At 67.0% G+C, this 25,411-nt stretch carries 27 protein-coding genes; 14 read left to right on the top strand and 13 right to left on the bottom strand.

Going from position 1 to position 25,411, the window contains the following annotated elements; translation table 11 throughout:
* Window positions 1-8 precede the first annotated feature (8 nt).
* Entirely contained in the window at window positions 9-1,133 is a 1,125-nt protein-coding gene (locus tag E1263_RS12500; protein WP_132167418.1) for a DUF5938 domain-containing protein, read from the bottom strand.
* 2 nt (window positions 1,134-1,135) lie between these two features.
* Window positions 1,136-1,942 carry an SDR family NAD(P)-dependent oxidoreductase gene (locus E1263_RS12505; RefSeq protein WP_132167419.1) on the bottom strand — a complete coding sequence of 269 codons (807 nt, stop codon included), beginning with the start codon at window positions 1,940-1,942 and terminating at the stop codon, window positions 1,136-1,138.
* A 173-nt stretch (window positions 1,943-2,115) separates the two neighbouring features.
* Here E1263_RS12505 and E1263_RS12510 point away from each other — a divergent pair, with 173 nt between their 5' ends.
* Window positions 2,116-2,751, top strand: coding sequence for a TetR/AcrR family transcriptional regulator (locus E1263_RS12510; RefSeq protein WP_132167420.1), 636 nt, complete (start codon window positions 2,116-2,118; stop codon window positions 2,749-2,751).
* A 3-nt stretch (window positions 2,752-2,754) separates the two neighbouring features.
* Here E1263_RS12510 and E1263_RS12515 read toward each other — a convergent pair whose 3' ends face one another.
* Window positions 2,755-3,180 carry a hypothetical protein gene (locus tag E1263_RS12515; protein ID WP_238161206.1) on the bottom strand — a complete coding sequence of 142 codons (426 nt, stop codon included), beginning with the start codon at window positions 3,178-3,180 and terminating at the stop codon, window positions 2,755-2,757.
* A gap of 137 nt (window positions 3,181-3,317) precedes the next feature.
* On the bottom strand, window positions 3,318-4,031 hold the full coding sequence (gene deoD / locus E1263_RS12520; RefSeq protein WP_132167422.1) for a purine-nucleoside phosphorylase: 714 nt from the start codon (window positions 4,029-4,031) through the stop codon (window positions 3,318-3,320).
* 66 nt (window positions 4,032-4,097) lie between these two features.
* Here deoD and nudC point away from each other — a divergent pair, with 66 nt between their 5' ends.
* Window positions 4,098-4,994 (top strand): NAD(+) diphosphatase, encoded by an 897-nt coding sequence (gene nudC / locus E1263_RS12525; protein ID WP_238161207.1) that lies wholly within the window; start codon window positions 4,098-4,100, stop codon window positions 4,992-4,994.
* A 13-nt stretch (window positions 4,995-5,007) separates the two neighbouring features.
* On the opposite strand, the gene E1263_RS12530 is transcribed toward nudC, so the two are convergent.
* Together E1263_RS12530 and E1263_RS12535 are read right to left on the bottom strand one after the other, a co-directional pair.
* On the bottom strand, window positions 5,008-7,365 hold the full coding sequence (locus tag E1263_RS12530) for a hypothetical protein (RefSeq protein ID WP_132167424.1): 2,358 nt from the start codon (window positions 7,363-7,365) through the stop codon (window positions 5,008-5,010).
* Window positions 7,366-7,515: 150 nt separating this feature from the next.
* Window positions 7,516-7,755: a mycoredoxin gene (locus E1263_RS12535; RefSeq protein WP_132167425.1), complete on the bottom strand. Its 240-nt coding sequence runs from the start codon at window positions 7,753-7,755 to the stop codon at window positions 7,516-7,518.
* Window positions 7,756-7,844: 89 nt separating this feature from the next.
* On the opposite strand from E1263_RS12535, the gene E1263_RS12540 reads away from it, so the two are divergent.
* Window positions 7,845-9,968, top strand: a complete 2,124-nt coding sequence (locus E1263_RS12540) for an ATP-dependent DNA helicase UvrD2 (RefSeq protein WP_202868849.1) — start codon at window positions 7,845-7,847, stop codon at window positions 9,966-9,968.
* A gap of 5 nt (window positions 9,969-9,973) precedes the next feature.
* Here E1263_RS12540 and E1263_RS12545 read toward each other — a convergent pair whose 3' ends face one another.
* Window positions 9,974-10,846, bottom strand: a complete 873-nt coding sequence (locus tag E1263_RS12545; RefSeq protein ID WP_132167426.1) for an AraC family transcriptional regulator — start codon at window positions 10,844-10,846, stop codon at window positions 9,974-9,976.
* 89 nt (window positions 10,847-10,935) lie between these two features.
* On the opposite strand from E1263_RS12545, the gene E1263_RS12550 reads away from it, so the two are divergent.
* From E1263_RS12550 to E1263_RS12570, 5 genes are all read left to right on the top strand, one after another.
* Entirely contained in the window at window positions 10,936-11,265 is a 330-nt protein-coding gene (locus E1263_RS12550; RefSeq protein WP_132167427.1) for a putative quinol monooxygenase, read from the top strand.
* Complete coding sequence (locus E1263_RS12555; RefSeq protein ID WP_132167428.1) at window positions 11,258-12,196, top strand: alpha/beta hydrolase; 939 nt, start codon at window positions 11,258-11,260, stop codon at window positions 12,194-12,196. The genes E1263_RS12550 and E1263_RS12555 overlap by 8 nt, the downstream gene beginning before the upstream one ends.
* Before the next feature lie 311 nt (window positions 12,197-12,507).
* The gene (locus E1263_RS12560; protein WP_132167429.1) at window positions 12,508-12,705 is read left to right on the top strand and encodes a hypothetical protein; all 198 of its coding nucleotides are present in this window, start codon (window positions 12,508-12,510) and stop codon (window positions 12,703-12,705) included.
* 170 nt (window positions 12,706-12,875) lie between these two features.
* Window positions 12,876-13,163 (top strand): WhiB family transcriptional regulator, encoded by a 288-nt coding sequence (locus E1263_RS12565; protein ID WP_132167430.1) that lies wholly within the window; start codon window positions 12,876-12,878, stop codon window positions 13,161-13,163.
* A gap of 69 nt (window positions 13,164-13,232) precedes the next feature.
* Entirely contained in the window at window positions 13,233-13,418 is a 186-nt protein-coding gene (locus tag E1263_RS12570; RefSeq protein ID WP_132167431.1) for a hypothetical protein, read from the top strand.
* A 130-nt stretch (window positions 13,419-13,548) separates the two neighbouring features.
* Here the strand turns inward: E1263_RS12570 and E1263_RS12575 are convergent, their stop codons facing one another.
* Window positions 13,549-14,076 (bottom strand): NUDIX hydrolase, encoded by a 528-nt coding sequence (locus tag E1263_RS12575; protein WP_132167432.1) that lies wholly within the window; start codon window positions 14,074-14,076, stop codon window positions 13,549-13,551.
* Window positions 14,077-14,094: 18 nt separating this feature from the next.
* On the opposite strand from E1263_RS12575, the gene E1263_RS42675 reads away from it, so the two are divergent.
* On the top strand, window positions 14,095-14,262 hold the full coding sequence (locus tag E1263_RS42675) for a hypothetical protein (RefSeq protein WP_165956586.1): 168 nt from the start codon (window positions 14,095-14,097) through the stop codon (window positions 14,260-14,262).
* Between the two features lie 12 nt (window positions 14,263-14,274).
* Here the strand turns inward: E1263_RS42675 and E1263_RS12580 are convergent, their stop codons facing one another.
* On the bottom strand, window positions 14,275-15,591 hold the full coding sequence (locus E1263_RS12580; protein ID WP_132167433.1) for an ABC1 kinase family protein: 1,317 nt from the start codon (window positions 15,589-15,591) through the stop codon (window positions 14,275-14,277).
* Window positions 15,592-15,720: 129 nt separating this feature from the next.
* Window positions 15,721-15,879: a DUF5679 domain-containing protein gene (locus tag E1263_RS42680; RefSeq protein ID WP_012922897.1), complete on the bottom strand. Its 159-nt coding sequence runs from the start codon at window positions 15,877-15,879 to the stop codon at window positions 15,721-15,723.
* Window positions 15,880-16,391: 512 nt separating this feature from the next.
* Between E1263_RS42680 and E1263_RS12585 the strand changes: the two genes are divergently transcribed.
* From E1263_RS12585 to E1263_RS12595, 3 genes are all read left to right on the top strand, one after another.
* Entirely contained in the window at window positions 16,392-16,928 is a 537-nt protein-coding gene (locus E1263_RS12585) for a M48 family metallopeptidase (RefSeq protein WP_132167434.1), read from the top strand.
* Window positions 16,929-17,136: 208 nt separating this feature from the next.
* Window positions 17,137-19,323 (top strand): MMPL family transporter, encoded by a 2,187-nt coding sequence (locus E1263_RS12590; RefSeq protein ID WP_132167435.1) that lies wholly within the window; start codon window positions 17,137-17,139, stop codon window positions 19,321-19,323.
* Window positions 19,324-19,368: 45 nt separating this feature from the next.
* Window positions 19,369-20,037: a nucleoside/nucleotide kinase family protein gene (locus tag E1263_RS12595; RefSeq protein WP_132167436.1), complete on the top strand. Its 669-nt coding sequence runs from the start codon at window positions 19,369-19,371 to the stop codon at window positions 20,035-20,037.
* Here E1263_RS12595 and E1263_RS12600 read toward each other — a convergent pair.
* On the bottom strand, window positions 20,025-20,498 hold the full coding sequence (locus E1263_RS12600; protein ID WP_132167437.1) for a GNAT family N-acetyltransferase: 474 nt from the start codon (window positions 20,496-20,498) through the stop codon (window positions 20,025-20,027). The two genes, E1263_RS12595 and E1263_RS12600, sit on opposite strands and share 13 nt — an antisense overlap.
* A 10-nt stretch (window positions 20,499-20,508) precedes the next feature.
* Complete coding sequence (locus E1263_RS12605) at window positions 20,509-21,084, bottom strand: CGNR zinc finger domain-containing protein (protein WP_132167438.1); 576 nt, start codon at window positions 21,082-21,084, stop codon at window positions 20,509-20,511.
* 67 nt (window positions 21,085-21,151) lie between these two features.
* Between E1263_RS12605 and E1263_RS12610 the strand changes: the two genes are divergently transcribed.
* Window positions 21,152-22,309 carry an MFS transporter gene (locus E1263_RS12610; protein ID WP_132167439.1) on the top strand — a complete coding sequence of 386 codons (1,158 nt, stop codon included), beginning with the start codon at window positions 21,152-21,154 and terminating at the stop codon, window positions 22,307-22,309.
* Here the strand turns inward: E1263_RS12610 and E1263_RS12615 are convergent.
* On the bottom strand, window positions 22,284-24,542 hold the full coding sequence (locus E1263_RS12615) for an FdhF/YdeP family oxidoreductase (protein ID WP_132167440.1): 2,259 nt from the start codon (window positions 24,540-24,542) through the stop codon (window positions 22,284-22,286). The genes E1263_RS12610 and E1263_RS12615 overlap by 26 nt on opposite strands.
* 146 nt (window positions 24,543-24,688) lie before the next feature.
* On the opposite strand from E1263_RS12615, the gene E1263_RS12620 reads away from it, so the two are divergent.
* Window positions 24,689-25,411, top strand: a complete 723-nt coding sequence (locus tag E1263_RS12620; RefSeq protein ID WP_132167441.1) for an SDR family NAD(P)-dependent oxidoreductase — start codon at window positions 24,689-24,691, stop codon at window positions 25,409-25,411.

The following is a 25,411-nucleotide window of genomic DNA, read 5'->3' on the forward strand; positions in this document are numbered from 1 at the left end:
AACTCCTCCTAATGCACCACAGTGAGCTGGGGCTCGGCGACCAGGCCGAAGCTGCGCAGGACGCCGAGCAGCTCCCGGTGGCCGAACGCCTGACAACCACTAGCGAACCCGACGCGCTTCGGCGGCGTCTGCAGCAGTGAGTACGCCGCATAGGCCTGTAGAAGACCGGTCTGCTGGTAGTTGCTGTTCCCGTGGATCACGCAGTGCGCCCGGCCGAGCGGACCGGAGGCGTGTACCGAGTCGAGGGACTTGTTGACGCGCGGGTTCTCCCGCGGCGGCATCTGGTCCATCACCTGCCGTGCGGTCGCAGTGAGCGCCGCGTCGCGGTCGTCCGGGGCCATGTCTTTCGTGGCTTCCAGTGCGGCCGCCACGATCTGCGGTACGCCGTTCATCAGCGCAGCGTTGAACACACCGCCCTGCGCCTTGACGTTGGCAACCCGTGGGTCGCGCTTGAACCAGACCGGGTGTGACGTGCCACCCCACGGCAGTGACAGCGCCAACTCGTGCTGCCCCGGTACGACGAGCGGAACCAGCCCCTGCTCGGGGAATTCGACGTACTGGTTCTGCTCCAGGAAGTGAGCCTTCGACGTCGCAGCGTTCACCAGAATCGTGCGTGTCGAAGCGATAGTCGGGCTGCCACCCCAGAACACCGCAATGTCCAACGTGTCGAGCCCTGGCTGCTCCAAGCAGAGCTGTGCGGCGATCTCACCGGTCGTGTACATCTGTGCGATACCAGGGGCGAGCAGGAGACCGGCCTCGGCGAACTGAGGGCCGTACTTCTCGTCGCAGGTGATCAGCCAGTCCTGCTCACCAGTGGTGTCGGTGTAGTGCGCGCCTGCTGCCAGCGCTGCCTCTACTGCGGCAGGGCCGAGCTCACTGAACGGTCCGACGGTGTTGAGCACTACGGACGCGCCCTTGAACAGATCGGTGAGTGCTGCCACGTCATGGTCGACAGTGGCGATCTCGTAGTCGGCCGTCTCGATGCCGGCCACGTTGGAGGCCATGGAGGCCGTGAGCTTGTCCTCGCTGCGACCGGCGGCCACGAACGGGACGCCGTACTGGCGGAGGTACTCACAGACCAGGCGGCCGGTGTAACCGGAGGCGCCGTAGACGACGACAGGTTTCGCAGTCATGGTCACATCCCCATTCCGCCGTCGACCGGCAGACCGATGCCGGTGATGAACCGGGCCTCGTTCGATGCCAGGAAGACAACTGCGTCGGCCATGTCGGTGACCTCGCCGAGGCGTCCGGCCGGGGTCAGTCCGATGACTGCACCAACCGCCTCCTCCGGCGACCCGAACAGTCCGAGCTCTGCCACGTCGTTCGCCAGACCGGCGCCCATGGCGGTCGGAACGAGACCGGGGTAGATGCAGTTGACGCGGACGCCGTACCCGAGCTTGCCGGACTCCATCGCGGCGACGCGGGTGAGGCGGTCGACCGCGGACTTGGTGGCCGAGTAGATCGCGATCCCGGGGAAGGCGATGGTCGCGGCGACTGACGAGATGTTGATGATCGCGCCGCCCTGACCGGCCAGGCCGTCCGGCCGCATCGTGCGCAGGCCGTACTTGATCCCCAGTGCGGTGCCGAGGATGTTCACGTCGAGCATCTTGCGGATCTGGTCCGCGGTGACCTCGGTGAGCAGGCTGGTGATCTCGATCCCGGCGTTGTTGACCAGGATGTCCAGACCGCCGAGAACGTCGGTGGCCGCGACGACAGCGTTCTCCCAGCTGCCTTCGTCGGTGACGTCGTGCGCTACGAAGCCGTTACCGGCGCCGTACTCGCTGTCGAGTGCGTCGGCGACCGCTGCGCCGGCGTCCTTCTGCAGGTCGGCGACGACGACCTTGGCGCCCGCTGCGGCGAGGGCCTTGGCCATCCCTTCGCCCAGTCCCTGGGCCCCGCCGGTGACAAGGGCCTTACGCCCGGAGAGATCGAGTCCGCCCATCGGGGAGCTCCTTTGCTCAAGTGGCTGCGGAGGGTGATTTCGGCACCACTCTGGACCGTCCTTTGACACTCGTCAAGACTTTGTTGGACACTTGTCAAGAAGTCGACCCGGCACGGGGCGCGCCTGGCCGGTGCCGGGTAGGCTGACGCATCAACCCCACGACAGGAGTGGCGATGAGCTCGGCAGCAGACGTCACGCCGGACGAGCGACCGGTGCGGATCTCCGGCATCGACAAGATCGAGCGCCGCCGGATCGCGCTGGCCGAGTCCGCGCTCAAGACGCTCGGTGAGCTCGGCTACGCCCGCACCAGCCTGCGCGAGATCGCGAACAACTCCGAGTTCACGCACGGCGTCGTGCACTACTACTTCCGCGACAAGATCGACCTGATCAGCTACTGCGTGCGCTACTACAAGACCAAGTGCGCCCAGCGGTACGACGAGGTCGTGGAGTCCGCGACGACCGCCGACGAGCTCGCAGTGGGCTTCCTGGCGAAGATGACGCAGACGCTGGTCGACGAGACCCCCATGCACCGCCTCTGGTACGACCTGCGCGCCCAGAGCATGTTCGAGGAGCAGCTGCGCCCGGACGTCGTGGCGATCGACCAGCTGCTGGAAGCGATGATCTGGCGGATCCTCAGCCGGTACGCCGAACTGGTCGGCGGCGAGGTGGCAGTCGACGCACCCACGGCGTACGCGCTGGTTGACGGGCTGTTCGAGCAGGCCGTGGTCGGTTACGCGGACGACCCGGCCGGAGTGGCGGAGCGCTTGGTAGGACGCGTCCAGCGCGTCCTACCAAAGCTCATCCAGTAGGGGCTACTCCGCCTGACAGGCGGTCTTGCAGAGCTTGTCGGTGACGGTCAGGTGCACACCGGGCTCTTCGGTGTCCGCCTCGGCCGCGTAGTTGATCACCCAGTCACCTGCGGTCATCGACGAAGGCTTGCCCTTCTGCTCGCCGTACCAGGTGGTGATGTCCTGGGGCTGGCTGATGTGGGCGACCTCGAGCACCTTCGGCAGCACCTTGGCGATCTCGGCCGCTGCGGTGTCCTCCGCTCCGGTGGCGTTCACCGACACCACTGGTGGGCGCGGGTGGTCGCCGAGGAGAATCGACACCGAGGCGGCTCCCGACGTGCAGAGGGCGTACGCCTCGTCGGTGCCGCACTTGAAGCCGGCAGCGGTCAGTCCGGCGACCACTGCGGTCGCCTTGACCGGAGTCAGTGCTTCGGGGGCAGTGGTCGGCACCGAAGCGGAGGTGCTCGTGCTCGACGAGGGCGGGTTCCCCGGGCTCTCCGGGCTCTTGGCGGAGTCGTCCTTCGACGATGAGCAGGCGGTCAGCAGCAGGAGGGCAGCGATGGCGGTGGCGGCGCTCCTGGTGCGGTTCAGACCGGCACCTCGATCGCAGCATCGAGGGCGATGGTGATCATCTCGGAGAACGTCGTCTGCCGCTCTTCGGCGGAGGTCTCCTCCTTGGTGATCAGGTGGTCGGACACTGTCATGATGCCGAGCGCCCGGCGGCCGAACTTGGCGGCCAGCGTGTAGAGCGCCGAGGCCTCCATCTCGATCCCCAGGACGCCGTACTCCGCGGTCCGCGAGACCAGGTCGGCGCGGTCGTTGTAGAACAGGTCACCGGAGAACACCTGGCCGACGTGCACGTTCAGGCCGGCTGCCTCGGCAGCGTCCACAGCGGCGCGCAGCAGCTTGTAGTCGGCGGTCGGCGCGTAGTCGATGCCGTGGAAGCGCAGGCGGTTCATCTGCGAGTCGGTGCTCGCCGACATCGCGATGATCACGTCCCGGACCCGCACGTCCTCGGTCAGCGCCCCGCACGTCCCGACCCGGATCAGGGTCTGTACGTCGTACTCCGCGAACAGCTCGTTCGCGTAGATGGAGGCGGATGCCTGGCCCATTCCGGAGCCCTGGACGGAGATCCGCTCACCCTTGTAGGTGCCGGTGAACCCGAACATGTTCCGGATCTCGGTGTAGCAGGTCACGTCGGACAGGTAGGTCTCCGCGATCCACTTGGCCCGTAGCGGATCACCGGGGAACAGGACCCGCGGTGCGATCTGCCCAGGTTCGGCGGCGATGTGAATACTCATGCCGGGATGCTCTCATGCGGCCGGGATATGTTGAGTTACGTGGCCTACTCGATAGCTTCTGGTTCGTTGACTCTGTCTCGCTCCGTTCTGGACCGCGCTGCCGACCGGCGCCGCGACGAGGACTGGCTGGAGAAGGCGTGGGCCGCGCCGGACACGCAGGTGGTGGTGGCGGTCGGTGACAAGCTGCAAGCGACTGCTGACCGGTCCGCACTGAACCTGGTCGCCCCCGCTGAGGCTCCCGAGGGCATCCGGATCTTCCTGGGCATCGACCGCGAGTCAGGTGCTGGTCAGACCGCTGACGGCCGCGCAGTGTTCGCCGTACTGGTCGCAGGTGAGGCAGACGAGTCGTACGCCGGTCTGCGCGAGCTGGGCGTGGTTCTGAGTGACCGCGAGGCCGGTATCGCCGTGCACGTGGTCGGACTGGCCAACTGGCACGCTGTGAACACCCACTGCGCCAACTGCGGTGAGCACACCGTGGTGGTGGAGGCAGGCAGCGTCCGGGACTGCCCCAACTGCGGCATACACCACTTCCCGCGGACCGATCCGGCGATCATCGTCATGGTCACCGACGACCAGGACCGGGCGCTGCTCGGGCGCAACGGCGCCTGGCCCGAGGGCCGGTACTCGACACTGGCCGGGTTCGTTGAGCCGGGGGAGTCGCTGGAGGCCGCCGTACGGCGGGAGGTCCTGGAGGAGTCCGGGGTCATCGTCGGACCTGAGGTCCTGTACGCCGGAAGCCAGCCGTGGCCGCTGCCGTCGAGCCTGATGCTCGGGTTCTACGCCAAGGCGATCGGCACGGAGATCGAAGTGGACGGCGACGAGATCTCGGACGCCCGCTGGTTCAGCCGGGAGGACCTTCGTGCGCTGGTGGAAGCCGGCACGATGGCCATCCCGGGCAATATCTCGATCTCTCGCCGCCTGATCGAGGGCTGGTACGGCGAGGAGCTCACCGGAAGCTGGTGAGCCCCCGCACCGGTTACCGACCCACGTTGGAGACTGCCGCCGCGAAGCGGATCAGGATGCCTTCCCAGTACTCCACCTGGCCAGAGCGCTCGAGTGTCCGGAGCTTCCGGTCCACTGCGACCACGTAGGCGCCGTGGTTGGGCCACTGCGCTTTGGCGTCCGGCAGTACGTCGGTGAGCGTGCAGCCGTACTCCAGATTCCGGTTCAGCACGTGGCTGTTGATGTTGCCGGTCCAGACGTTCGTCCGGAGGTCGGACTTGGGACACGGGTCGGTCGGCGGCTGGTACGACGCCAGATTGGTCGGAATGGTCCAGCCGTCCAGACGCAGCAGCGAGTAGTACTTGCCGTCGGGTCCCTCGGTGAGCCGGTTGAGACCGTGGTCGCGCAGGATCGTCGCCGTCCCGCTCAGACCGTCCAGGACGAACAGGCGGCCGCCGGAGACGCCGTACAGGTAGCCGTCGCGCCAGGAGAGCGCGCCGTCGTGCCCGCTGATCCGTCCGGAGAAGACGGTGTAGGTGCGCAGGATCGCGCCGGTCGTCTTGTTGGCCACGAACACGTTGCCGTCTGCCAGACCCCAGATGTTGCCGTCCGGTCCGATGGTCATCTCGTTGATGCTGGCCGCGCCCGGTACCGGTACGACGTCTGCCGACACTGTGCCGGTGGTTGGGTCGACCTTGACCAGGTGCGCCTCGGTGGCCTTGGGCTCGGTGCCCTGACCGCCTTCGATGGCTGACCCGGCCCACAGGCTGTCGCCGACCGGCAGCAGTGCGGCGATCGACTGGTCGGTCACCAGGTTCCGGTAGACCTTGAACGTGTTGGTCGGTACGTCGTACACGGTGATCGCGCCGCCGTATTCGCCGTACCCGGGTGTGGTCCCGACGTACACGCTGTTGCCGGCCGGTACGACGGCGAACGGGCGGTTCTGGTGATCACTGTCGACCAGGCTGAAGAGGACCTTCGGATTGGTCGTGCTCTCCGGCAGTGCGGTATCCCAGAGCTGCAACCGGCCGTATGGGTAGATGCCAACCCACATCTTGCTGCCGGCGCCCCACGACCACCCCTCGACTTGGCCTTGGCGCGCAGTGACTGTCGCCTTGCCGGTGGCAGGGTCGTAGTACGACGTGGAGCCGTTGAGGTACGCGTTGACGTACACCCGTCCGGTCGCTGGGTCAGCGATCGCGTGTTGCAGAGCCACCGGCACGTACTTCAACGGCGAGCTCCACTGCGCGAGGGTGCGCGCCACAGGGTCGTAGCGGAACGTCCCCCCGGAGTAGTTGCCGGTGAGGCCGTAGAGGATCTGGTTGCCGTTCTCGGTAATCCAGCCGTAGCCGATGGCGGCACCACGCGTCATCCGGGTCGGTGGCGTGGTCACTGTGCTGACGGTGTTGGCGTCGAGGTCGTAGCGCATCAGATTGAGCGTGGTCGCGGTGGTGAAGTACACACCACCCGGGCCAGCGCCAGAGACGCCACGTGCTGCGAGCGGATAGGTCAGCACCAGTCCGCCGGTTGCAGCGTCGGTGAACTTGACCTGCTCGAAGGTGACCGCGTCGACGACCGCCAGCTTGCCGCTGGCGTTGGCGAACACCCGTCCGCCGGCGTAGTCGAGGTCGATGATGTCTGCGGCGACCAGGCTTGCCGGAGTCACGTTCTGGACCGTTCCGGTGGCCAGGTCGATGCGGAGCAGCTTGCCGACCGGTGTGGAGATGCCGACGAACAGTGCGTTGTGGTCGGGGTCGTAGACAGTCGACCGCGCGTACTGCTCCACCGCGTCGAGTGAGCCGTAGTCGGTGACCTGTCCGGAGCCCGCGTCGTACTTGAAGGCGTGAGCGTTCGGATAGGTGCCGCCGTAGACGTTGCCGTTCTGGTCGGCGGTGAGGCCGTAGATGAACGACTCTCCGGCGATCGGCCGGCCCAGATCGGTGAGCACGGCCGTCACCGGGTCGAAGCGATAGAGGTGTGCGTTCGGATACGTGCCGACGTACAGGCGGCCGTCGCTCGCGACGACGATCCCCCAAGCACCGGCCGCACCAGGCAGCGGCACGGTGTTGAGGAGCTGCCGGCTGTGGATGTCGACGACATTCAGATTGGCGTTCTCACCAGCTGGTACGGCGTACAGGAGGTCACGCCCGTCCGGAGCGCGACCGACGGTGCCCTCCATAACGGTGAGCGAGCTGATCGGGGCACCGAGATCGGTGATCGGATCCGGTACGAGTTGGCGGCCGATGGCATCGGGGCGTTCCGGTCCGACCTCGGACGGAAACGGGTCCGGTCTGCCGGTAGGTGGAGCGGCTTGGGCCGGGATGAACAAACCACTGATTGCGGCCAGGACCGCTAAGAACAGGACAGGTCGAAAGAGACGACGCGGAATCATGGCGGATCTCCCTGCGGCGTAGTTCCTTCGAAGGTAAAACGGCCATGACCGTAAGTCCATGGCTCGGGAACCATCGGACCCGCAAGGGCAGAAAATAGAACGCGGCGCCTACCCCGAGGGGCAGGCGCCGCGTGTCAGCGGTGGGACGGGCTAGACGATCAGCTTCTCCGCGACCTGGGCCACCGACGGGTTCGTCAGGGCACTGCCGTCGGCGAAGACCAGGGTCGGGACCGTCTGGTTCCCGTTGTTGACCTTCTCGACGATCTTCGCGGCCGCCGGGACCTGCTCGATGTCGACCTCGACGAACTCGATCCCAGCCCGCTTGAGCTGGCCCTTGAGGCGGTGGCAGTAGCCACACCAGGGCGTCGAGTACATCGTTACTGCCGCCATCGGTCGTCTCCTTGAAGAATCTGTCCGGTGAGCCGTCTAGGGTGGCTCTCGACCAATCTCAACCACGCCGTAGGCGGTGCTGTTCCCGTATGACCCAGTCCGTGAGTGACCTCACACGCTCCGGTTCGCCCGATGATCTGCTGGCGGCGCTCGATCCGGAGCAGCGCGCGGTCGCGTCCACCTTGCACGGGCCGGTCGTCGTACTGGCCGGGGCGGGGACGGGGAAGACGCGGGCGGTAACGCACCGGATTGCTTATGGGGTGCGGACCGGGACTTTTGACCCGGTGAGGGTGCTTGCGGTGACCTTCACCCAGCGCGCGGCCGGGGAGATGCGCGGCCGGCTCGCGCAGCTCGGCGTCGAGGGCGTCCAAGCACGGACGTTCCACTCCGCGGCGTTGCGCCAGGCGCGCTGGTTCTGGCCCAAGGTATACGGCGGTGAGCTGCCTCCGATCGTGGACCGGAAGTTCCCGCTGCTCACCGAGGCCGCGTCCCGCTGCCGGATCCGGGTGGACACTCCGGCCCTGCGTGACCTCGCCGGTGAGGTCGAGTGGGCCAAGGTGAGCAATGTGCGGCCGGACGACTACGCGCGGCTCGCGCCGAAGTCGGGCCGGGCCCTGGCTGCGTTCGACCCGGCCACGATCGGCAAGATCTTCGCGTCGTACGAGGATGTGAAGCTCGAGCGCGGGCGGATTGACCTCGAGGACGTGCTGCTCTGCGCGGTCGCGCTGTTGGCCGAGGACGAGCGGGTCGCCGCTGAGATCCGACGGCAGTACCGGACCTTCGTAGTGGACGAGTACCAGGACGTCAGCCCGCTGCAGCAGAGCCTGCTCGACCTGTGGCTCGGCGGCCGCGAGGACGTCTGCGTGGTCGGCGACCCGGCCCAGACCATCTACTCATGGGCCGGTGCAGAGCCGGAGAACCTGGTCCGCTTCGCCTCCCGGCATCCGAACGCGACAGTGATCAAGCTGGTCCGCGACTACCGCTCCACGCCGCAGATCGTCGACGTGGCGAACAAGATCCTCGATGCGGCCGGTCCGGCCGGACTGCCCGGCCGGGTGACCCTGCGGTCGCAGCTCGAGCCTGGTCCGCTGCCGGTCTACCGCGAGTACTCCGACGAGGTCGCCGAGGCGGATGCGGTCGCGCGAGCGGTGATGCGGCTGAAGGACGAGGGCGTGCTGCTGCGGGACATCGCCGTACTGTTCCGGACCAACGCCCAGTCCGAGAACTTCGAGCAGGCTCTCGCCGAGCGGAAGATCCCGACCGTGCTGAAGGGCGCCGAGCGGTTCTTCGAGCGCCCCGAGATCCGGAAGGCCGCCGTACTGCTGCGTGGTCAGGCCAAGGCGGGCGACCTGTCGGACGATCTGGTCGAGACGGTCACCGGTGTGCTGGGCGGTGCCGGGTGGACGCAGGAGGCGCCGAGCGGCGTGGGCTCCGTCCGCGACCGCTGGGAGTCGTTGAGCGCACTGGTCACCATGACCTCGGACTTCGCCAAAGCGAACCCGGAGGCCGGGCTGAACGAGCTGATGGCCGAGCTGGACCGCCGCGCGGCGATCCAGCATGCGCCGGTCGCTGAGGGCGTCACGATGGCGACGCTGCACGCAGCCAAGGGCCTGGAGTGGGAGTGCGTCTTCATCGTCGGCGCCCACGAGGGGACGCTGCCGATCAGCTACGCCCAGACGCCGGGGCAGGTGGAGGAGGAGCGCCGCCTGTTCTACGTCGGGGTGACGCGCGCCAAGCAGCAACTGTTCGTCAGCTGGTCGACCTCACGTTCGCCTGGTGGCCGGGGGACCCGTGGTCCGACCCGGTTCCTGGATGCGATCGGTGTGCAGACCTCGCGGCAGCGGCAGCCCGCGTGGGAGCCGACGACCGACCGTGCGGACCGCGCCGAGCGGGCAGCGCGGGCGGGCCGGCCGATCCCGAAGTGCCGGGTCTGCGGCCGTGGCCTGATCGACCCGGGCGCGCGCAAGCTCGGACGCTGCGAGACCTGCCCGTCCAGCATCGACCAGAAGCTGTACGACGCCTTGTTCGAGTGGCGGGCCGAGCAGGCCGCGTCCGAGAAGATGCCGGCCTTCGTCATCCTCACCGACGCGACGCTGACCGCGATCGCCGAGACGCGGCCCGCCGACGAGTTGGCGCTCCGCAAGATCCCGGGCATCGGCCACACCAAACTCACCAAGTACGGCGAGCAGATCCTGGTGCTCTGCACGCGCTAAGTACCCTAAGCCGACAGCCGTTCGGCGTCCCGGCTAGGCGGTACGCCGAACTGTCGCCGGTACTCACGGCTGAACTGGGACGCGCTGTCGTAGCCGACCCGGTGTGCGACGGTCGCGATGTCGCGCGGATGCGAGGCGAGCAGCAACCGCGCCTCCTGCAGGCGGACCTGCTTCTGGAACTGGATCGGGCTCAGCGCGGTGACGGTCTGGAAGTGCCGGTAGAAGCCGGAGGGGCTCATCCCGCTGAGCTTGGCCAGGTCCTCGACCCGGAACGGCTCGGCGTAGTTGTCGCGGATCCAGCGCGCTGCCTTGGTGATGTGGTTCATGCTGCTGTCGGCCAGACCGAGCTGCCGGACGGCCGCGCCCTGCTCGCCGGTGATCAGATGCCAGTGGATCTCTCGCTTGAGCATCGGCGCCAGGACCGCCTGGTCCCGCGGCCGCTCGATCAGCCGGACGAGCCGGGTCAGGCTGTCCAGCAGGTCGTCGGTGAGCTTGCCGACGGCGATTCCCGGCACCGGTCCGGCCGGCGGCCGGGGGAGGTCACCCGGCCCGGCGTGCAGCAGCAGATCGGCGACCAGCGCTGGGTCGAGCACGAGCGCCATGCCGAGCGCCGGCTGCTCGATGGTGGCATCGACGAAGTGACCGCCGACGGGCAGATCGACTGAGGCGATCAGATAGTCGCCCGGACGGTACAGATGCACGCGGTCGCCGACGGTGAGCCGCTTGGCGCCTTCGACCAGCACGGCCAGCACAACTCCCGACATCGATAGCTCCGCAGGCGGGCCCGGGGTCTCGATCTTCGCGATGTGCAGCCCGTCGATCGCGGTCGTCGCGTCCGGCCGGACATGGCGACTGAGCAGCGACTGGAGTTCATCCATGCACCGATTCCATCGCAGTTTGGAGGATCGTGCAAGGAACGTGCAGGTTCTCCCTAGGGCCTTCGCTGTTTCGGCGATCGAATAAGAGCATGACAACAACGGCGAACTACGGTTTCACTTCCACTCTCACTGCTCAGGCCGGCCGCGGCGACGAGCTCGTCAAGGTGCTGCTGAGTGCTCTCGAGGCGGGCAATCCCGGCTCATCCGAGTACTGCGTGACGTTCCTGATCTCGCAGTCGGCCGCGAATCCCGATCTGATCCATGTTGCCGAGGGCTGGACCTCGGAGGACGATCACCATCGCATCTTCGCCGGGCCCGCGGCCCAGGCGATCGTCGCCCGGACCCAGGAGCTGGTGGCGGACGCTACGCCGTACACGGACTTCGTCCCGCGCGGGGGCAAGGTGGACTTCAATGCTTGATCCCGAACTGCAAGAACTCATCAGCGGCTTCCCGCTCGTCACCGAGGTCACCGCGGAGATGCTTCCGATCATGCGGGCAGGAGCGGCATCGGATGCGGACGCGCTGCTGGCCGGTCGCGCGATCTCGCGGCGCGAGGTGACCGCCACCGCCTCCGACGGAACCGCGATCCCGATGACCGTCATCACCCCGGCCGAGTCAACGCCTGGCGCAGCGTGCGTCTACTGGCTGCACGGGGGCGGGATGATCCTCGGCGACCGCTTCTCCCAACTCGACATCCAACTCGAATGGGTGGAGCGTCTGGGCGTCGTCGTGGTCACCGCCGAGTATCGGCTCGCTCCCGAGGCCACCGGCTCCACTCCGGTCGAGGATGCCTTCCAAGGTCTGCGGTGGGTCTCGGAGCACGCCGACGAACTCGGCATCGATCCGAACCGCCTCGTCGTCGCCGGGATCTCCGCCGGTGGCGGGCTCGCGGCCGGCGTCACGCTGATGGCCCGCGACCTCGGCGGACCGGCAATCGCCGCCCAGCTCCTGATCTGCCCGATGCTCGATCACCGCAACGACACCGCGTCCAGCCGCCAGTACGCCGGTCAGCCGGGCATCTGGACGCATGAGACCAATCGGTTCGCTTGGAACGCCGTACTGGGGGATATGCCTGCTGAGCTGGTCCCGTCGTACGTGTCTCCGGCGCGGGCCGACGACCTTAGTGGTCTACCGGCGACGTACGTCGATGCGGGGAGTGCCGAGGTCTTCCGCGACGAGGACGTGGCGTACGCGAGCCGCATCTGGGCGGCCGGCGGTCAGGCCGAACTCCACGTGTGGGCCGGCGGATTCCACGGCTTCGACGCAGTGTTCCCTGAGGCTGCACTGTCTGTCGCGGCCCGAGCCGCCCGCACCCGCTGGCTAACCGGAGTCATCACACGCTCTGCTTGATTCCTTCCCCGCCCCACCGCTCCGGTCATTGCCTGTTCGTGCAACTTGCCTTAATTGTGTTGCCACGCTGGTCCGCCGGGGCGCATCCTGGAGCCTGTACGTCGGCAGATAGATGTCCGAGGCAACTGGTTCCGGCCACCACGGCGGCAACTTCCGGCCAAGTTCAGAAACTTGCCAATAAATAGTTTGCGGGGTTCGCGGACCTCAGCGTACTGTTCTTTCTGCGGTCGAAGGCTGGCCGAAAACTTCAAACAACCATAGCGATCGAGCCAACGCTTGCTTCGCCACAACGAGAGGAGGTGCCTGGAGAAATGGTCAACATCATCAAGAAGCCGAACAGCAACTCTGCTGCCGCGCTGACGTGCGCCCCGATCCCGGGTGCCTCGCTGCGCCTTCACGGCATGTCTGTTGTGGTCCTCGCTGTCGGCACTGCCCAGTTCACGGGCGGAGCTGTCGGCGATGTGAAGTACGGCAATTCGGGTTCTCGAGCATGGAGTCCACCGGTCTGACAGGACGTCAGACCCGGCACCTCCAGGCCGCGGAACCCATCAAAGGGTCCCGCGGCCCTTTTGTTTGTCCAGGAGCGTCATTGAGTAACCAAGTTTGGCGGCCAGCACCCGCTGACCGTCTCCGACGACAAAAGCCCAGCACCACTGAAAGTCACTGGGAGGTGACCGGAATGAGCGTGAGCTTCCTCGACATCTTCAACGAGGTGGCCTCGTCGCAGGACCTGCCCTGTCGGTCCTACGCACCTGAACTCTTCTTCGCCGAATCGCCGGCCGACGTCGAGTACGCCAAGTCTCTTTGTTCCACCTGCCCGCTCCAGGCCGAGTGCCTGGCCGGAGCGCTCGAGCGCTCGGAGCCGTGGGGTGTGTGGGGCGGACAGCTGTTCGTCCAGGGCGTGGTTGTTGCCCGCAAGCGTCCCCGTGGACGCCCTCGCAAGAGCGACACCGTTACCGCAGCCTGATCCGACGACCCAGATCCGAATCGAGACAACCAGACCATGAAGCACCAGATTTCACACAGGAGCCTTGAAATGCATTTACTTCACGAAGATCTCGCCCGTGCTCATCAACAGTCGGCACTGAACAACGCGGAGCAGAACCGGCGCTTCCGCCTGGCTCAGAAGATCGAGCGGGCGCAGAAGACGGCCGAGCGGGCCAGCTTGCGAGCGGAGAGGGCCAGCGCACGCGCGCGCCTCGCACTCGCTCGCCTCGTCTGAAACACCACTACTGAAAGCTCGCCCGGCCGGTCCGTAGGGAGGACCGGCTCGGCAGGCAGCACGACAGCCTGACCAGCTGAACTGTTCGAAGGGCGGCACCCCAGGGGAGGGGTGCCGCCCTTCGGCATGTCTACGGCAGTTGCAGCAACGCCTGCTGGAGGCCTACCAGCGTGATGCCGCTGACGATCTCGCCGTTCGCGATCATCGCCGGTACATCGGTCAGGGGGATCCACTCGATCCGGTCGGACTCGTTGCGTTCGGTCGGCGCACCGATCCGGGTGGCCGTCGTTGCGCGGAAGACGTGGTGGACGGCATCCATGATCCCGGCACCCGGCTGAGAGCGGATCAGGTGCGTCAGCGGCCCGGGCCGCCAGCCGGTCTCCTCCTCGACCTCGCGGGCCGCGGCATCGATCGGAGCCTCACCGGCCTCGACGATGCCCATCGGGAGTTCCCAGGCCCAGGTGTCGGTGAGGAAGCGGTGCCGCCACATCAGCAGCACCCGGTCCTCGGGGTCCGTGACCACGGCTGCAGCGACGTCAGCCAGCCGTACAGCGTGATAGTCGACCCGCTGGCCGTCGGGCTGCTCGACGTCCAGGCGCCGGACGCTCAGCCAGGGATTCGCCCAGACTTCTTGTTCCTCGTGGATCCGCCAGCGCACGGGGTGCACACTACTGCCATGGCAAGTGCTACCTGTGCCCTGTGCGGTCGTCAGGCCGAGTCCGAAGACGTCCCGTTGACCTGGGCCACGTCGATGGAGAACGGCCGTCAGCTGCTCTACTGCGACGTGTGCGCCCGCGAGAATGTTCGCGGGATCGAGGGAAAGCTCGACTCCGTCTACTGGTGATCGGTACTGCGTTTACTGGTGATCAGAAAAGCCAGGCAGCAGCTCCTCGAGCACTGACCGGAACGGCGCCTCCGCCTCCAGTTGCGACAGGACCGCCATACCGCCGATCCACACGCGGTGGATCAGCATGTAGGACGGCGGCAGGTTGAGCTTGAAGGCCAGGGTCGCGTTGGGAGAGCGGAAGTCGCTGGTCCGGTTCGCCTGCGCGCGCATCCAGGCCCGGTTGAACTGGAAGCTCTTGTCGCGAGCCGGCTCCGCGAACGGCGCCAGATAGTCCATCAGCTGCTCGGGATCGATCTCCATCCGCTGCTTGATGAACCCTTCGGCCACCAGCCCGTCGTGGATCGCCGGGCCGTCGCCGGTCAGCGAGATCCGCAGCAGCCGCCCGACCGCCGGTGGCAGGCCGTCGGGCAGTCGCGCACAGAGACCGAAATCGACGACCCCGAGTCGTCCGTCCGGCATCACGCGGAAGTTGCCGGGATGCGGGTCCGAGTGCAACAGGCCGGCGTACTTGGGGCCGCTGAAGAGGAACCGCGCGTACTTCAGGCCGATCTCGTCACGCTCTTGTTTGGTGCCGTCGGTGATGAACGACGACAGCGGCCGGCCTTCGATCCATTCGGACACGATGACGGTCGGGGAGTGCTTGATGACCCGCGGTACGACGAACTCCGGGTGATCCTTGAAAGCGTCGGCGTACTGCTGCTGGGCCTGGGACTCGCGGTCGTAGTCGAGCTCCTCGCCGATCCGCTCCTGTATCTCGGCGATCAGCGGCTTCACGTCCATCCCGGGGACCAGCGCACCGAACGAGCGGGCGAAGCGGCCGAGCTGCTTCAGGTCGGCCCGCAGCGCCTCGGCGGCGCCCGGATACTGCAGCTTGACCGCGACCTCGCGGCCGTCCTTCAGCGTGCCCCGGTGCACCTGGCCGATCGATGCGGCAGCGGCCGGTTTGTCGCTGAACTCCGTGAACCGGTCCCGCCAGCGCTTGCCGAGCTCGCGGGACAGAATCGTGTCCACGGTCGCGATCGGCATCGGGGGAGCGGAGTCCTGCAGCTTGGTCAGCGTGGCCCGGTACGGCGCCGCCAGCTCCTCGGGCATGGCCGCTTCCATCAGGCTCAGCATCTGCCCGAACTTCATCGCGCCGCCCTTGAGCTCACCCAGGACGGAGAAGAGTTGTTCAGCGGTCCGGCGCTGGAACTCGGCCATCACGGCCTCGGCCGGTGCACCGCCGATCCGCTTGCCGAGGCCTACCGTGGCCCGGCCCGCAGCGCCCAGGGGCAGGCTCGCGAGTTTCGCAGTCCGGCTCAGCGCTTTGCGGGGGAGGTCCGACACACTCCCATTCTGTCGGGTCGCCCAAGCCGGGCGGTCCCGGGGGGCCGTTCAGGGGTGTTGCAGGTCGTCATCGAACGGCGTCGGGGCGGTGACGGACCGTGTTCGGCCAGTCACCGCCCCGCAGGTACGTCAGGCCTTGCCGAGGATCCGGTTCAGGTTCGTACCGCACTCGGGGCACTTGGCCTTCGCCATGCGCGTGCCCTTGTCGTTGACCTTGACCTCGCCGTCGGCGGTGCGCTTGGCCTTGCACTTGACGCAGTAGAACTCGCCGCTCCAGGTCTCTGCCATGAGGGCCCTCTCCTTGGTTCTGAAATCAGCCCGGGGTTGTCACCGGACCGGTCGTGTGGATGCTAACGACAGAGGTTCCTGCCGTAGGCCGTTCGGCCCAATCGGGATTCACCCTACGGCCTTCTGAGCCGTGCTCAAGCCCATCGGTGCGCTGGGGCCCGCCTGGGAAAACCCTTTCCAGATTTTCGGGGCCAACGGAACAGGCTCCCGGGAGTCCTCCTCCGAAACCGCTCGGCTTCCCCTCCGGGCGGCTCTGGAAGAGATCCGGGAGCCTGTTGAGGACGACGCTAGGAGACGCGGGCTCCGACCACAAGTCCGCGTTGTCCACCCCTGTGGATAACTCTGTGAGCAAGCTGTGGGACGCGCCGCCCGGCACTGTGGACGGGTGGGGGAACAAGGTGTGAACAACACGAATCCCCGGACCCCGGAACTGGTGCCTGACCTGCGAAAACGTCTGTGCACAGGGTGTGGACCGAAAAAACTTGCCGGAATCTGGGAGTAGTTTCTGACCCATGGCCGATTCCCCGCCGCGCCCAATCCCGCCGTACGTCGACATCCGCCGCAGCAAGCGGCGCAAGCGGACCGTCAGCGCGTATCGGGACGGCGAGCGGGTGATCGTGCTGATGCCGGACCGGCTCTCGGCCGCCGAGGAGGCGCGCTGGGTGGAGACGATGCTCGCGCGCCTCGACAAGCAGCGCAGCCGCTCCCGCGTGTCGGACGAAAAATTGTTGGCCAGAGCACACGAACTCGCGTGTCGCCACCTCCCCGAAGTGCCCGAACCTGCGTCCGTGAGGTGGGTTTCGAACCAAAACAGACGCTGGGGATCCTGCACTCCGGCGGACAAATCGATCCGTTTGTCGACCCGTCTGCAGTCGATGCCCGCCTGGGTGGTCGACTACGTCCTGGTCCACGAACTGGCCCATCTCGTCGAGCCGGCCCACAACGCCGCCTTCTGGAAGCTCGTCCACCGCTACCCCAAGGCTGAGCGTGCCGAGGGCTACCTCGAAGGCGTCTCGGCCGCCTCCTCGCTGGACCTCGAAGACTTCTGAATCACCCCTCCATGCCGTGATCGTTCGATCACGCTGAGTAATTCTCTGGTTAACCCCAGGGCCAGGGTGGGGTTTCCCCCAGGGTCGGTTCGGTGGCTTCCTGCATATCGCCGAGCGGCTGCGCCGACCAGGCTTGGTGCCCGTAGCCAGCGCCGCGTCAGGTGCGCTGGGTGGGGCGCCTGAGGGGGCGCAGAGGGTGAGGAGCGATATGGCCAGGGGACAGATCACGGTCCGGGCGGCGCGCTGGAGCGCCACCCATCCGTGGCGGGCGATAGCGATGTGGGTGGCGGTGGTGATCGCATGTTTCGCGATCGGCTCGGTGACCGGCACGAAGAAGTCCGAGGGGGACGGCGACATCGGTGAGGTGACCCGGTCGGAGCAGATCGTCAAGGACGGCAACTTCGCCGACCCGGACGTGGAGAGCGTGCTGATCACCGCGCCTTCGGGAACACTCGACCAGGCGGAGGCCGCGAAGGTGGCCGGCGTCGTGATCCAGCGGATGCGCGCCCTCGGTGGGGTCGCGGACGTCTCGCAGCCGACGCCTTCGCCGAACAAGGACGCGCTGATCGTCCGGGTGACCCTGAAGGATGGTGAGGAGGATGCGCGGGTCCAGCCGCTGCTCGACACCACGGCACAGATCCAGCAGGAGAACCCACAGCTCCGGATCGAGGAGGTCGGCGGGCTGTCCATCGGGCAGGCGCTCGAGAAGACTCTCGGTGAGGACTTCAAGCGTGCCGAGATCTTCAGTCTGCCGGTGACACTGGCGATCCTGCTGGTCGCGTTCGGTGCGCTGATCGCGGCATCGGTTCCGCTCTTGCTCGCGCTGTCGGCGGTGGCCGCCGCGATCGGGCTCTCCGCGGCAGCGTCGCAGTTGGTGCCCGCGGTCGACGCGGTCAACAGCGTGATCCTGCTGATCGGGATGGCGGTCGGCGTCGACTACTCGTTGTTCTACCTCCGCCGTGAACGCGAGGAGCGTGCGAAGGGCCGCAGTCACGTCGACGCGGTCGAGATCGCGGCCGCAACCTCCGGGCACGCTGTCGTGGTCTCCGGTACGGCGGTGATCATCTCGATGGCCGGGCTGTTCCTGGCGCGGGACGTGGTGTTCTCCTCGTTCGCAGTCGGCTCGATCCTGGTGGTAGCGGTTGCCGTCATCGGTTCGCTGACCGTGCTGCCCGCCGTACTGGCGAAGCTCGGCCGGTGGGTGGACAAGCCGCGGATCCCGCTCGTGTGGCGGCTGACTGCGAGCAAGGCGAAGCCGCGGTTCTGGCCGGCCGTGCTCAAGCCGGCCCTGAAGTATCCGGTAGCCACGCTGCTGGTCGCAGTGACCGCACTGCTCGCCGTCTCAGCGCCGGCGTTGGGGATGACGCTGAAGTTCCCCGGCACTGAGGACCTGCCGCGGACAACGCCGGTGATGCAGGCCTACGACCGGCTGACTGCGGCCTTCCCGAGCACCGGGACCAGTCACGAGGTTGCGATCAAGGCTCCGGCCAACCAGGCGCCTGCCGTGCAGGCCGCCCTGGCTGAGTTGGTGCAGCGAACGAAGAGCGACAAGCTGTATGCGCAGGACGGTCTGGAGGAGCCGCGGGTCTCCAAGGACGGCACAGTGACGGTCCTTGAGATCGCCACACCGTTCGAGGGCGGTAGTCAGCAAGCGCGTGACTCGCTGACCAAACTGCGCACGGAGCTGATGCCGCAGACGATCGGCAAGGTGCCTGGTGCCGCGTACGCCGTCGGTGGGTTCGTGGCCGCGGATGTCGATTACGCCGCGCACACCAAGGCGAAACTGCCATTGGTGATCGGGTTCGTCTTGCTGCTGACGATGATCGTCATGATGGTGACCTTCCGGTCCGTGGTGGTCGCGATCACGGCCATCGTGCTCAACCTGCTCAGCGCAGGCGCGGCGTACGGGGTGGTCACGGCGGTCTTCCAGAACACCTGGGCCGAGGGGATTCTCGACTTCCGGTCGAACGGCGCAGTGGTCTCCTGGCTGCCGTTGTTCCTCTTCGTGGTGCTGTTCGGTCTGTCGATGGACTACCACGTCTTCGTCGTCAGCCGGATCCGCGAAGCAGTCCTCCGTGGCGTCCCCACCAAACAGGCGGTTGCCGAAGGCATCACCGGTTCGGCCGGTGTCGTCACCAGTGCAGCGGCGGTGATGATCGGAGTCTTCGCCGTCTTCGCCACCCTCAGCACCCTGGACATGAAGCAACTGGGCGTCGGCCTGGCGGTGGCAATCCTGATCGACGCCACCATCATTCGAGCTGTCGTCCTCCCCAGCATCATGACCCTGCTGGGCGACGCGAACTGGTGGGCTCCGCGCTGGCTCCGCCCCCGCACCGCCAAGCACGCCACTCCGCCGGCCGCAGAACCCGAGCGCGAACTAACCCCAGTCGGCTAACTGCCACAGGGGGTCCGCGCCCCCGGGTGGCGTCACACTTCTGGTGTGGCGCTACCCGAGATCCTTTCCGAACTGGCTGACCTCGTGCTCGCTGTCGATCGCCCGCACCCGGTGCGCGTTGCGATCGACGGGCCGTCTGCGGCGGGCAAGACCACGCTGGCCGACGAATTGGCCGCCGTACTGGGAGATCGGACCGAGCGTGAGGTGATTCGGGTCGGCCTCGACTACTTCAAGAAGGATCCGGCGTTGCGGACGGCGTATCCGATCGAGTCGCCGGAGAGCTACTACTACGACTCCTGGGACCTGGAAGCGATGCGCGCTCAGCTCCTCCTGCCGCTCGGACCGGGCAGCGATCGGCGCTACGCCACCGGCCTGCGGTCGCTGAATGCGCAGGCGGCGCTTGCTCCAGCCACCGAGACGGCTGCTGCGGACGCGATCCTGGTGGCTGACGGGTGCTTTTTGCAACGCCCCGAGCTCGTTGGCCACTGGGATCTACGGATCTACGTGCACGTCCCATTCGACGTCGTACTGGAGCGGGGGACTGCTCGCGATCAGGCCTGGATGGACTCCGCGGCCGCCGCAGCGGAGCGCTACCGCACCCGCTACATCCCCGGTGAGCGCCTGTACGTCGACCAGGTGGATCCGGCGGCGTTGGCCGATCTCGTCGTCGACAACACGGACTTCGGTAACCCGGTACTTCGTCAGAGGTCGTAGTGCATGTCGTAGTTGGGGATGATCACGCCGGTGCGGGTCTGGTTCGTGGGGTTCTCGCGGTCGACGACGAAGCCGAAGGACTCGAAGGCCGGGCGGGCTGTGCGGCTTGCGTGGGTGACCAGGCGGGTCAGGCCGCGTTTGCCGGCTTCGTCTTGGACCTTCTTGACGAGCATCCGGGCGATGCCTTGGCCGGAGTGGTCCGGGTGGACGAAGAGCATGTCCAGCAGGCCGTCGTCGGTGAAGTCGCTGAACCCGGCGACGATGTCGTCCACGCAGACCACGTAGGTGTGCGCTGCTGCCCGCCGATCCGCCCAGGCCTGGTGATCCACCTCGTCGGGAGCCCAGGCTTGCACCTGCTTCTCGGTGTAGTCGCGAATGGCCGTCCGGCGGATCGCGGCGTAGTAGACCTGCCAGGTCGGGACGGCATCCTCGGGGGAGTAAGCGCGCAAGGTGATCGGCATGCCCGAAACCTTAAGGCGCCTGGCGGGCGCGGTGGGCCGCTGCTTTCACTCGGCTCTGGCATTGCGGCGAGCAGAAGCGGCGTTGGCCGTTCTTGGAGGTGTCGACGAAGACCCGGTCGCACTGTGCTGCATCGCAGACGCCGAGCCGGCCGGCCAAGTCGCTGCCGAGTGCTAGCGCGAGACCGGCCGCGCAGCCGGCGGCCCAGCCGTTGACGAGGGTGTCGTCGGGTCCGTGGAAGTGCAGCCCCCAGCCCTTCTCGCGCTTGTCGAGCTTCGGCCGGGCGTTCGTGTCGACGAGCAGGGCGTTGATCTCGTCGGCGGCTCGATCGAGGTCGCCGCTGTGGGCCGCCTCGAACACGATCCGCATCCGCACGGCCAACGCGGTCAGCCGCTGCGCATCCTCCGGTCGCACGGTTGGTTGCGGATAGCCGATCGCCATCAGTGACTCCGCGACCGCCTGGGTTGCGTCGCCAGGACCGGCGTACGGGGAGCCTCCGGAGAAGCCGGGGGTCAGCCGGTTCACGTACTCGACCGACGCCGCCAGCACATTCCGCGCATGACTATCAAAAGACACTTGACCAGTCACGACTCTCCTTCGTAGGCTCAGGGCTGCGTGACCGATCATATCCATTTAGATAGTCATGAGGTAGCTGATGAGTGCAGTGCTCGCACCGTGGCGCGGGGTGTCCCGGACGGTCTGGATTCTGGCGGCCGCCCGCGCCATCAACCGGATCGGTGCCTTCTCGATGGGGTTCCTCGGCGTCGTGCTCACCGTCGAGTTCGGGGCCTCGCTGGCCACGACCGGTCTGGTGGTAGCCCTGTTCGGTCTGGCGACGATCCCGTCCCGGCTGCTCGGCGGCCGGCTCGCTGACCGGTTCGGCCGCCGGCGCACGATCGTCCTCGGCCTGACCGCCTGTGCTGTGGCGCAATTCTGGATCGCAGCCAGTACGACGTTGTGGTCCGCGATCGTCGGCGCCGTTCTGCTCGGCCTCGCCTTCGAGATCTACGAACCGCCGACCCAGGCGACCGTCGCCGATGTGACCGAGCCCGCCGACCGCCCAGCGGCGTACGGGCTGATCGGGGCCGCGATGGCGGTGGCGGGTGTCCTCGCCGGGCTCCTCGCGGCGGCCGTTAGCCACTGGGATCTGCGCTGGCTGTTCGTCGCGGACGCGATCACGTGTCTGGCGTGTGCGGTCCTGATCATCCGTGCGCTTCCTGCCGACAGCCCGCGTGTGGAGCAGCCGGCCAGAGGCATGACGGTATGGCGCGATCGGCGGCTGCTGTTGCTCCTGGCAAGCGGCACCGTGTTCGCGACTCTTTATATGGAGCTGCTGATTGGAGTCCCACTGACCCTGCTCGATCAAGGCCTGCCGCAATCCGGGACGGGCATCATCCTTGCCGTCTCGGCCGTCACCTTCATTGCAGGTCAACGTTTGCAGCCTCTCCGGCTCGACGACTTCCGCGCGATGAGCATCGGGCTCACCCTGCTCGCCGCCGGCCTGATCGTCTGCGCCTTCGCTCACACGCTCGTGGTGTTCGTGCTCGCGACAATTCTGTGGAGTCTCGGCGAGATGTTCCTGCTGACCCGCTACCTGACGCAGGCCGCGGGGCTCGCGCCCGACGGCTCCCGCGCCGGCTACCTTGCCGTCTTCGGCCTGAGCTGGGGAGTCGCCACCACGGTCGCCCCACTCGTCGTCACCCGGCTGCTGGAAACGACCGGCCCCGAAGGACTGTGGCTCATCAACGCTGCGGCGGCCATCATGCTGGCCGCCGTGCAACCGTTGCTCAGGAGGCGACTGGCTCGAGCCTGACAGTCAGGCCCTTCGCGACCGGAGTGTTGCTGCCCTTGGCCAGGTCATCGGCCGACATCAGCACATTCGTCTCCGGGTAGTACGCCGCGACGCAGCCGCGAGCGGTCGGATACGACACCAGGCGGAACCCGGACGCACGCCGCTCAACCCCCTGGAATTCGCTGACAATATCGACGTACGCGCCATCATTGAGACCGAGCTCGGCCAGGTCCTCCGGGTTCACGAAGATCACCTCGCGCCCGCCGTGAATGCCGCGGTAGCGGTCCTCGAGACCGTAGATCGTGGTGTTGAACTGGTCGTGGCTGCGCAGTGTCTGCAGCAGCAGTTTGCCCGGTGCCGTCGGCAACCAACTCAGATCGTTCGCACTGAACTGCGCCTTGGCGTCGGAGGTTTTGAAGACCCGCTGGTCCCGCGCCGCATGCGCGAGCAGGAAGCCGCCCTCGTTCGCGCGCAGCCGATCCTCGAAGTTCTCGTACCCGTCGGCGACCCGGCCGATCCGCTGCCGGATCAGGCTGTAGTCGTCGGCGAAATCGGCCCATGGAATCTGCCCGACGGCCTGTGCGATGCCGGCGACGATGCCGATCTCGGACTTGAGTTCCGGCGCGGGCGGTGTGAGGTTGCCGGTGGAGAGGTGGACGGCGCCCTGCGAGTCCTCGACGGTCACCGACTGCGGACCCTTGGCGGTGTGGTCGTGATCGGTCCGCCCGAGGGTCGGCAGAATCAACGCCTCGCGACCAGTGACCGTGTGGGAGCGGTTCAGCTTGGTGGAGACATGCACGGTCAGGTCGCACTCACGCAGCCCGCGGTGCACGACCTCGGTGTCCGGCGTTGCGGAGGCGAAGTTCCCGCCCATGGCGAAGAAGACCCGCACGGATCCGTCCCGCAGCCGCTTCACGGTGTCCGCCGCGTCGATCCCGTGCGCACGCGGTGACGTGAACGCGAACTCGTTGTCCAGCCGGTCGAGGAAGGCGTCCGGCACCTTCTCCCAGATGCCCATACTGCGATCGCCCTGGACGTTGGAGTGCCCGCGGACCGGGCACGGCCCGGCACCGGGCTTGCCGATGTTTCCCTGCAGCAGCAGCACGTTGACGATCTCGCTGATCGTCGCGACCGCCTCGCGGTGCTGGGTCAGGCCCATCGCCCAGCAGATGACCGTGGCCTTGGACTTGAGGAACCGCTGGGTCAGCTCCTCGATCTCGGCCCGCTGCAGGCCGGTGGCCAGCTCGACCGCCTCCCAGTCCAGCTCGGCGTTGTGCTTGGCGTAGAGCTCGAAGCCGCTGGTGTAGTCCTCGACGAACGCCTTGTCCAGCACGGTCCCCGGGTTGTCCGCCTCGGCCTGGAGCAACAAGTGGCCGATGGCAAGGAACAGTGCCTGGTCGCCGCCGATCCGGATCTGCAGGTGCTGGTCGGCCAGCTCCGTCCCCTTGCCGACCCAGCCGCGAGCCTTCTGCGGGTTCTTGAAGTTCATCAGGCCGGGCTCGGGCAGCGGGTTCACCGAGACGATCTCGCCGCCGTTGCGCTTGGCGATCTCGAGGTGACTGAGCATCCGGGGCGCGTTGGTGCCCGGGTTCTGGCCGACGACCACGATCAGCTCGGACTCCTCGAGCATCTCCAGGGTGACCGCGCCCTTGCCACTGCCGATCACCCGGGTGAGCGCCGTACCGGAGGATTCGTGGCACATGTTCGAGCAGTCGGGGAGGTTGTTGGTGCCGTAGGCGCGGACGAACAACTGGTAGAGGAACGCGGCCTCATTGCTGGTCCGGCCGGAGGTGTAGAAGACGGCGTCATTGGGATCGGGCAGCGCCTTCAGATGCCGGGCGACGACCTGGAACGCCTCGTCCCAGCCGACCGGCTCGTAGTGCGTCGCGCCGGCCCGCAGCAGCATCGGCTCGGTGATCCGGCCGAGTTTGCCGAGGTCGAACTCGGAGATCGCGTCGATCTGCTCGACCGAGTTCTCCGCGAAGAAGGCACGGGGCACCCGTTTGCGGGTCGCCTCCCAGGCCACTGCCTTGGCGCCGTTCTCGCAGAACTCGGCCGCGTGTTTGCGTTTGTGGTCGGGATCCGGCCAGGCGCAGGACGGGCAGTCGAACCCGCCGTCCTGGTTCATCTTCAGGAACACCTTGCCGGTCCGGGCCGGACCCATCTCGCGGAAACCGAACTTGAACGACGACAATACTGCCGGAACGCCCGCGGCTGTTGTCTTCGGCTTCTTCGGCTGCTCGATATCGACCATGTCCTAACGATAGATCCACCTATCAGCCCAGACGGCCCTGATAGCTGAACTCGGGGATGTGTAGTTCCGGAAACCATGATTTCGGCCCACTCTGTGTGCCCGCATCCCATAGTGCGGAACGCTTGGGCTTCCTACAGTCATCGGCCATGGAGACCCGTCGCGCCCTTGTCACCGGAGCCGCATCCGGGATCGGTGCCGCCTGTGTCGAACGGCTCGTCGCGGACGGCGTCCACGTCGTAGCCGTCGATCGCGTCCCCGTCCGCGGGTCGTCGCGGGTCGAGCCGGTGGTGGCCGACCTGTCCGACTGGGACGCGGTGAGCCGGCTGCCGACCGATGTGGACATCCTGGTGAACAATGCCGGGGTTCAGCACGTGGCACCGGTCGAGGAGTTTCCGCCGGAGCGCTTCAGCTATCTGCTGCGGCTGATGCTCGAGGCTCCGTTCCGGCTGATCCGCCAGACGCTCCCACACATGTACGACGCCGGCTGGGGGCGCGTAGTCAACATCAGCTCGGTTCACGGACTCCGTGCCAGCCCGTTCAAGTCGGCGTACGTCGCTGCGAAGCACGGTCTCGAAGGACTCAGCAAAGTTGTCGCACTGGAGGGCGGAGCCCGCGGTGTGACCAGCAACTGCATCAATCCGGCCTATGTCCGTACGCCGCTCGTCACGGCTCAGCTTGCGGACCAGGCCAAGGCACACGGGCTGTCTGAGCCCGAGGTCATGCACAAAGTCATGCTCGAACCAGTCGCGGTGAAACGACTGGTCGAGCCGGCTGAGGTGGCGGAGCTGGTCGCACTGCTGTGCGGTCCGGCCTCGGCCTCCATCACGGGGAGCTCATTCGTACTCGACGGCGGCTGGACCGCCCACTAG

Origin of the sequence: Kribbella antibiotica, from assembly GCF_004349055.1 — a bacterium.
Classification (GTDB): Bacteria; Actinomycetota; Actinomycetes; order Propionibacteriales; family Kribbellaceae; genus Kribbella; species Kribbella antibiotica.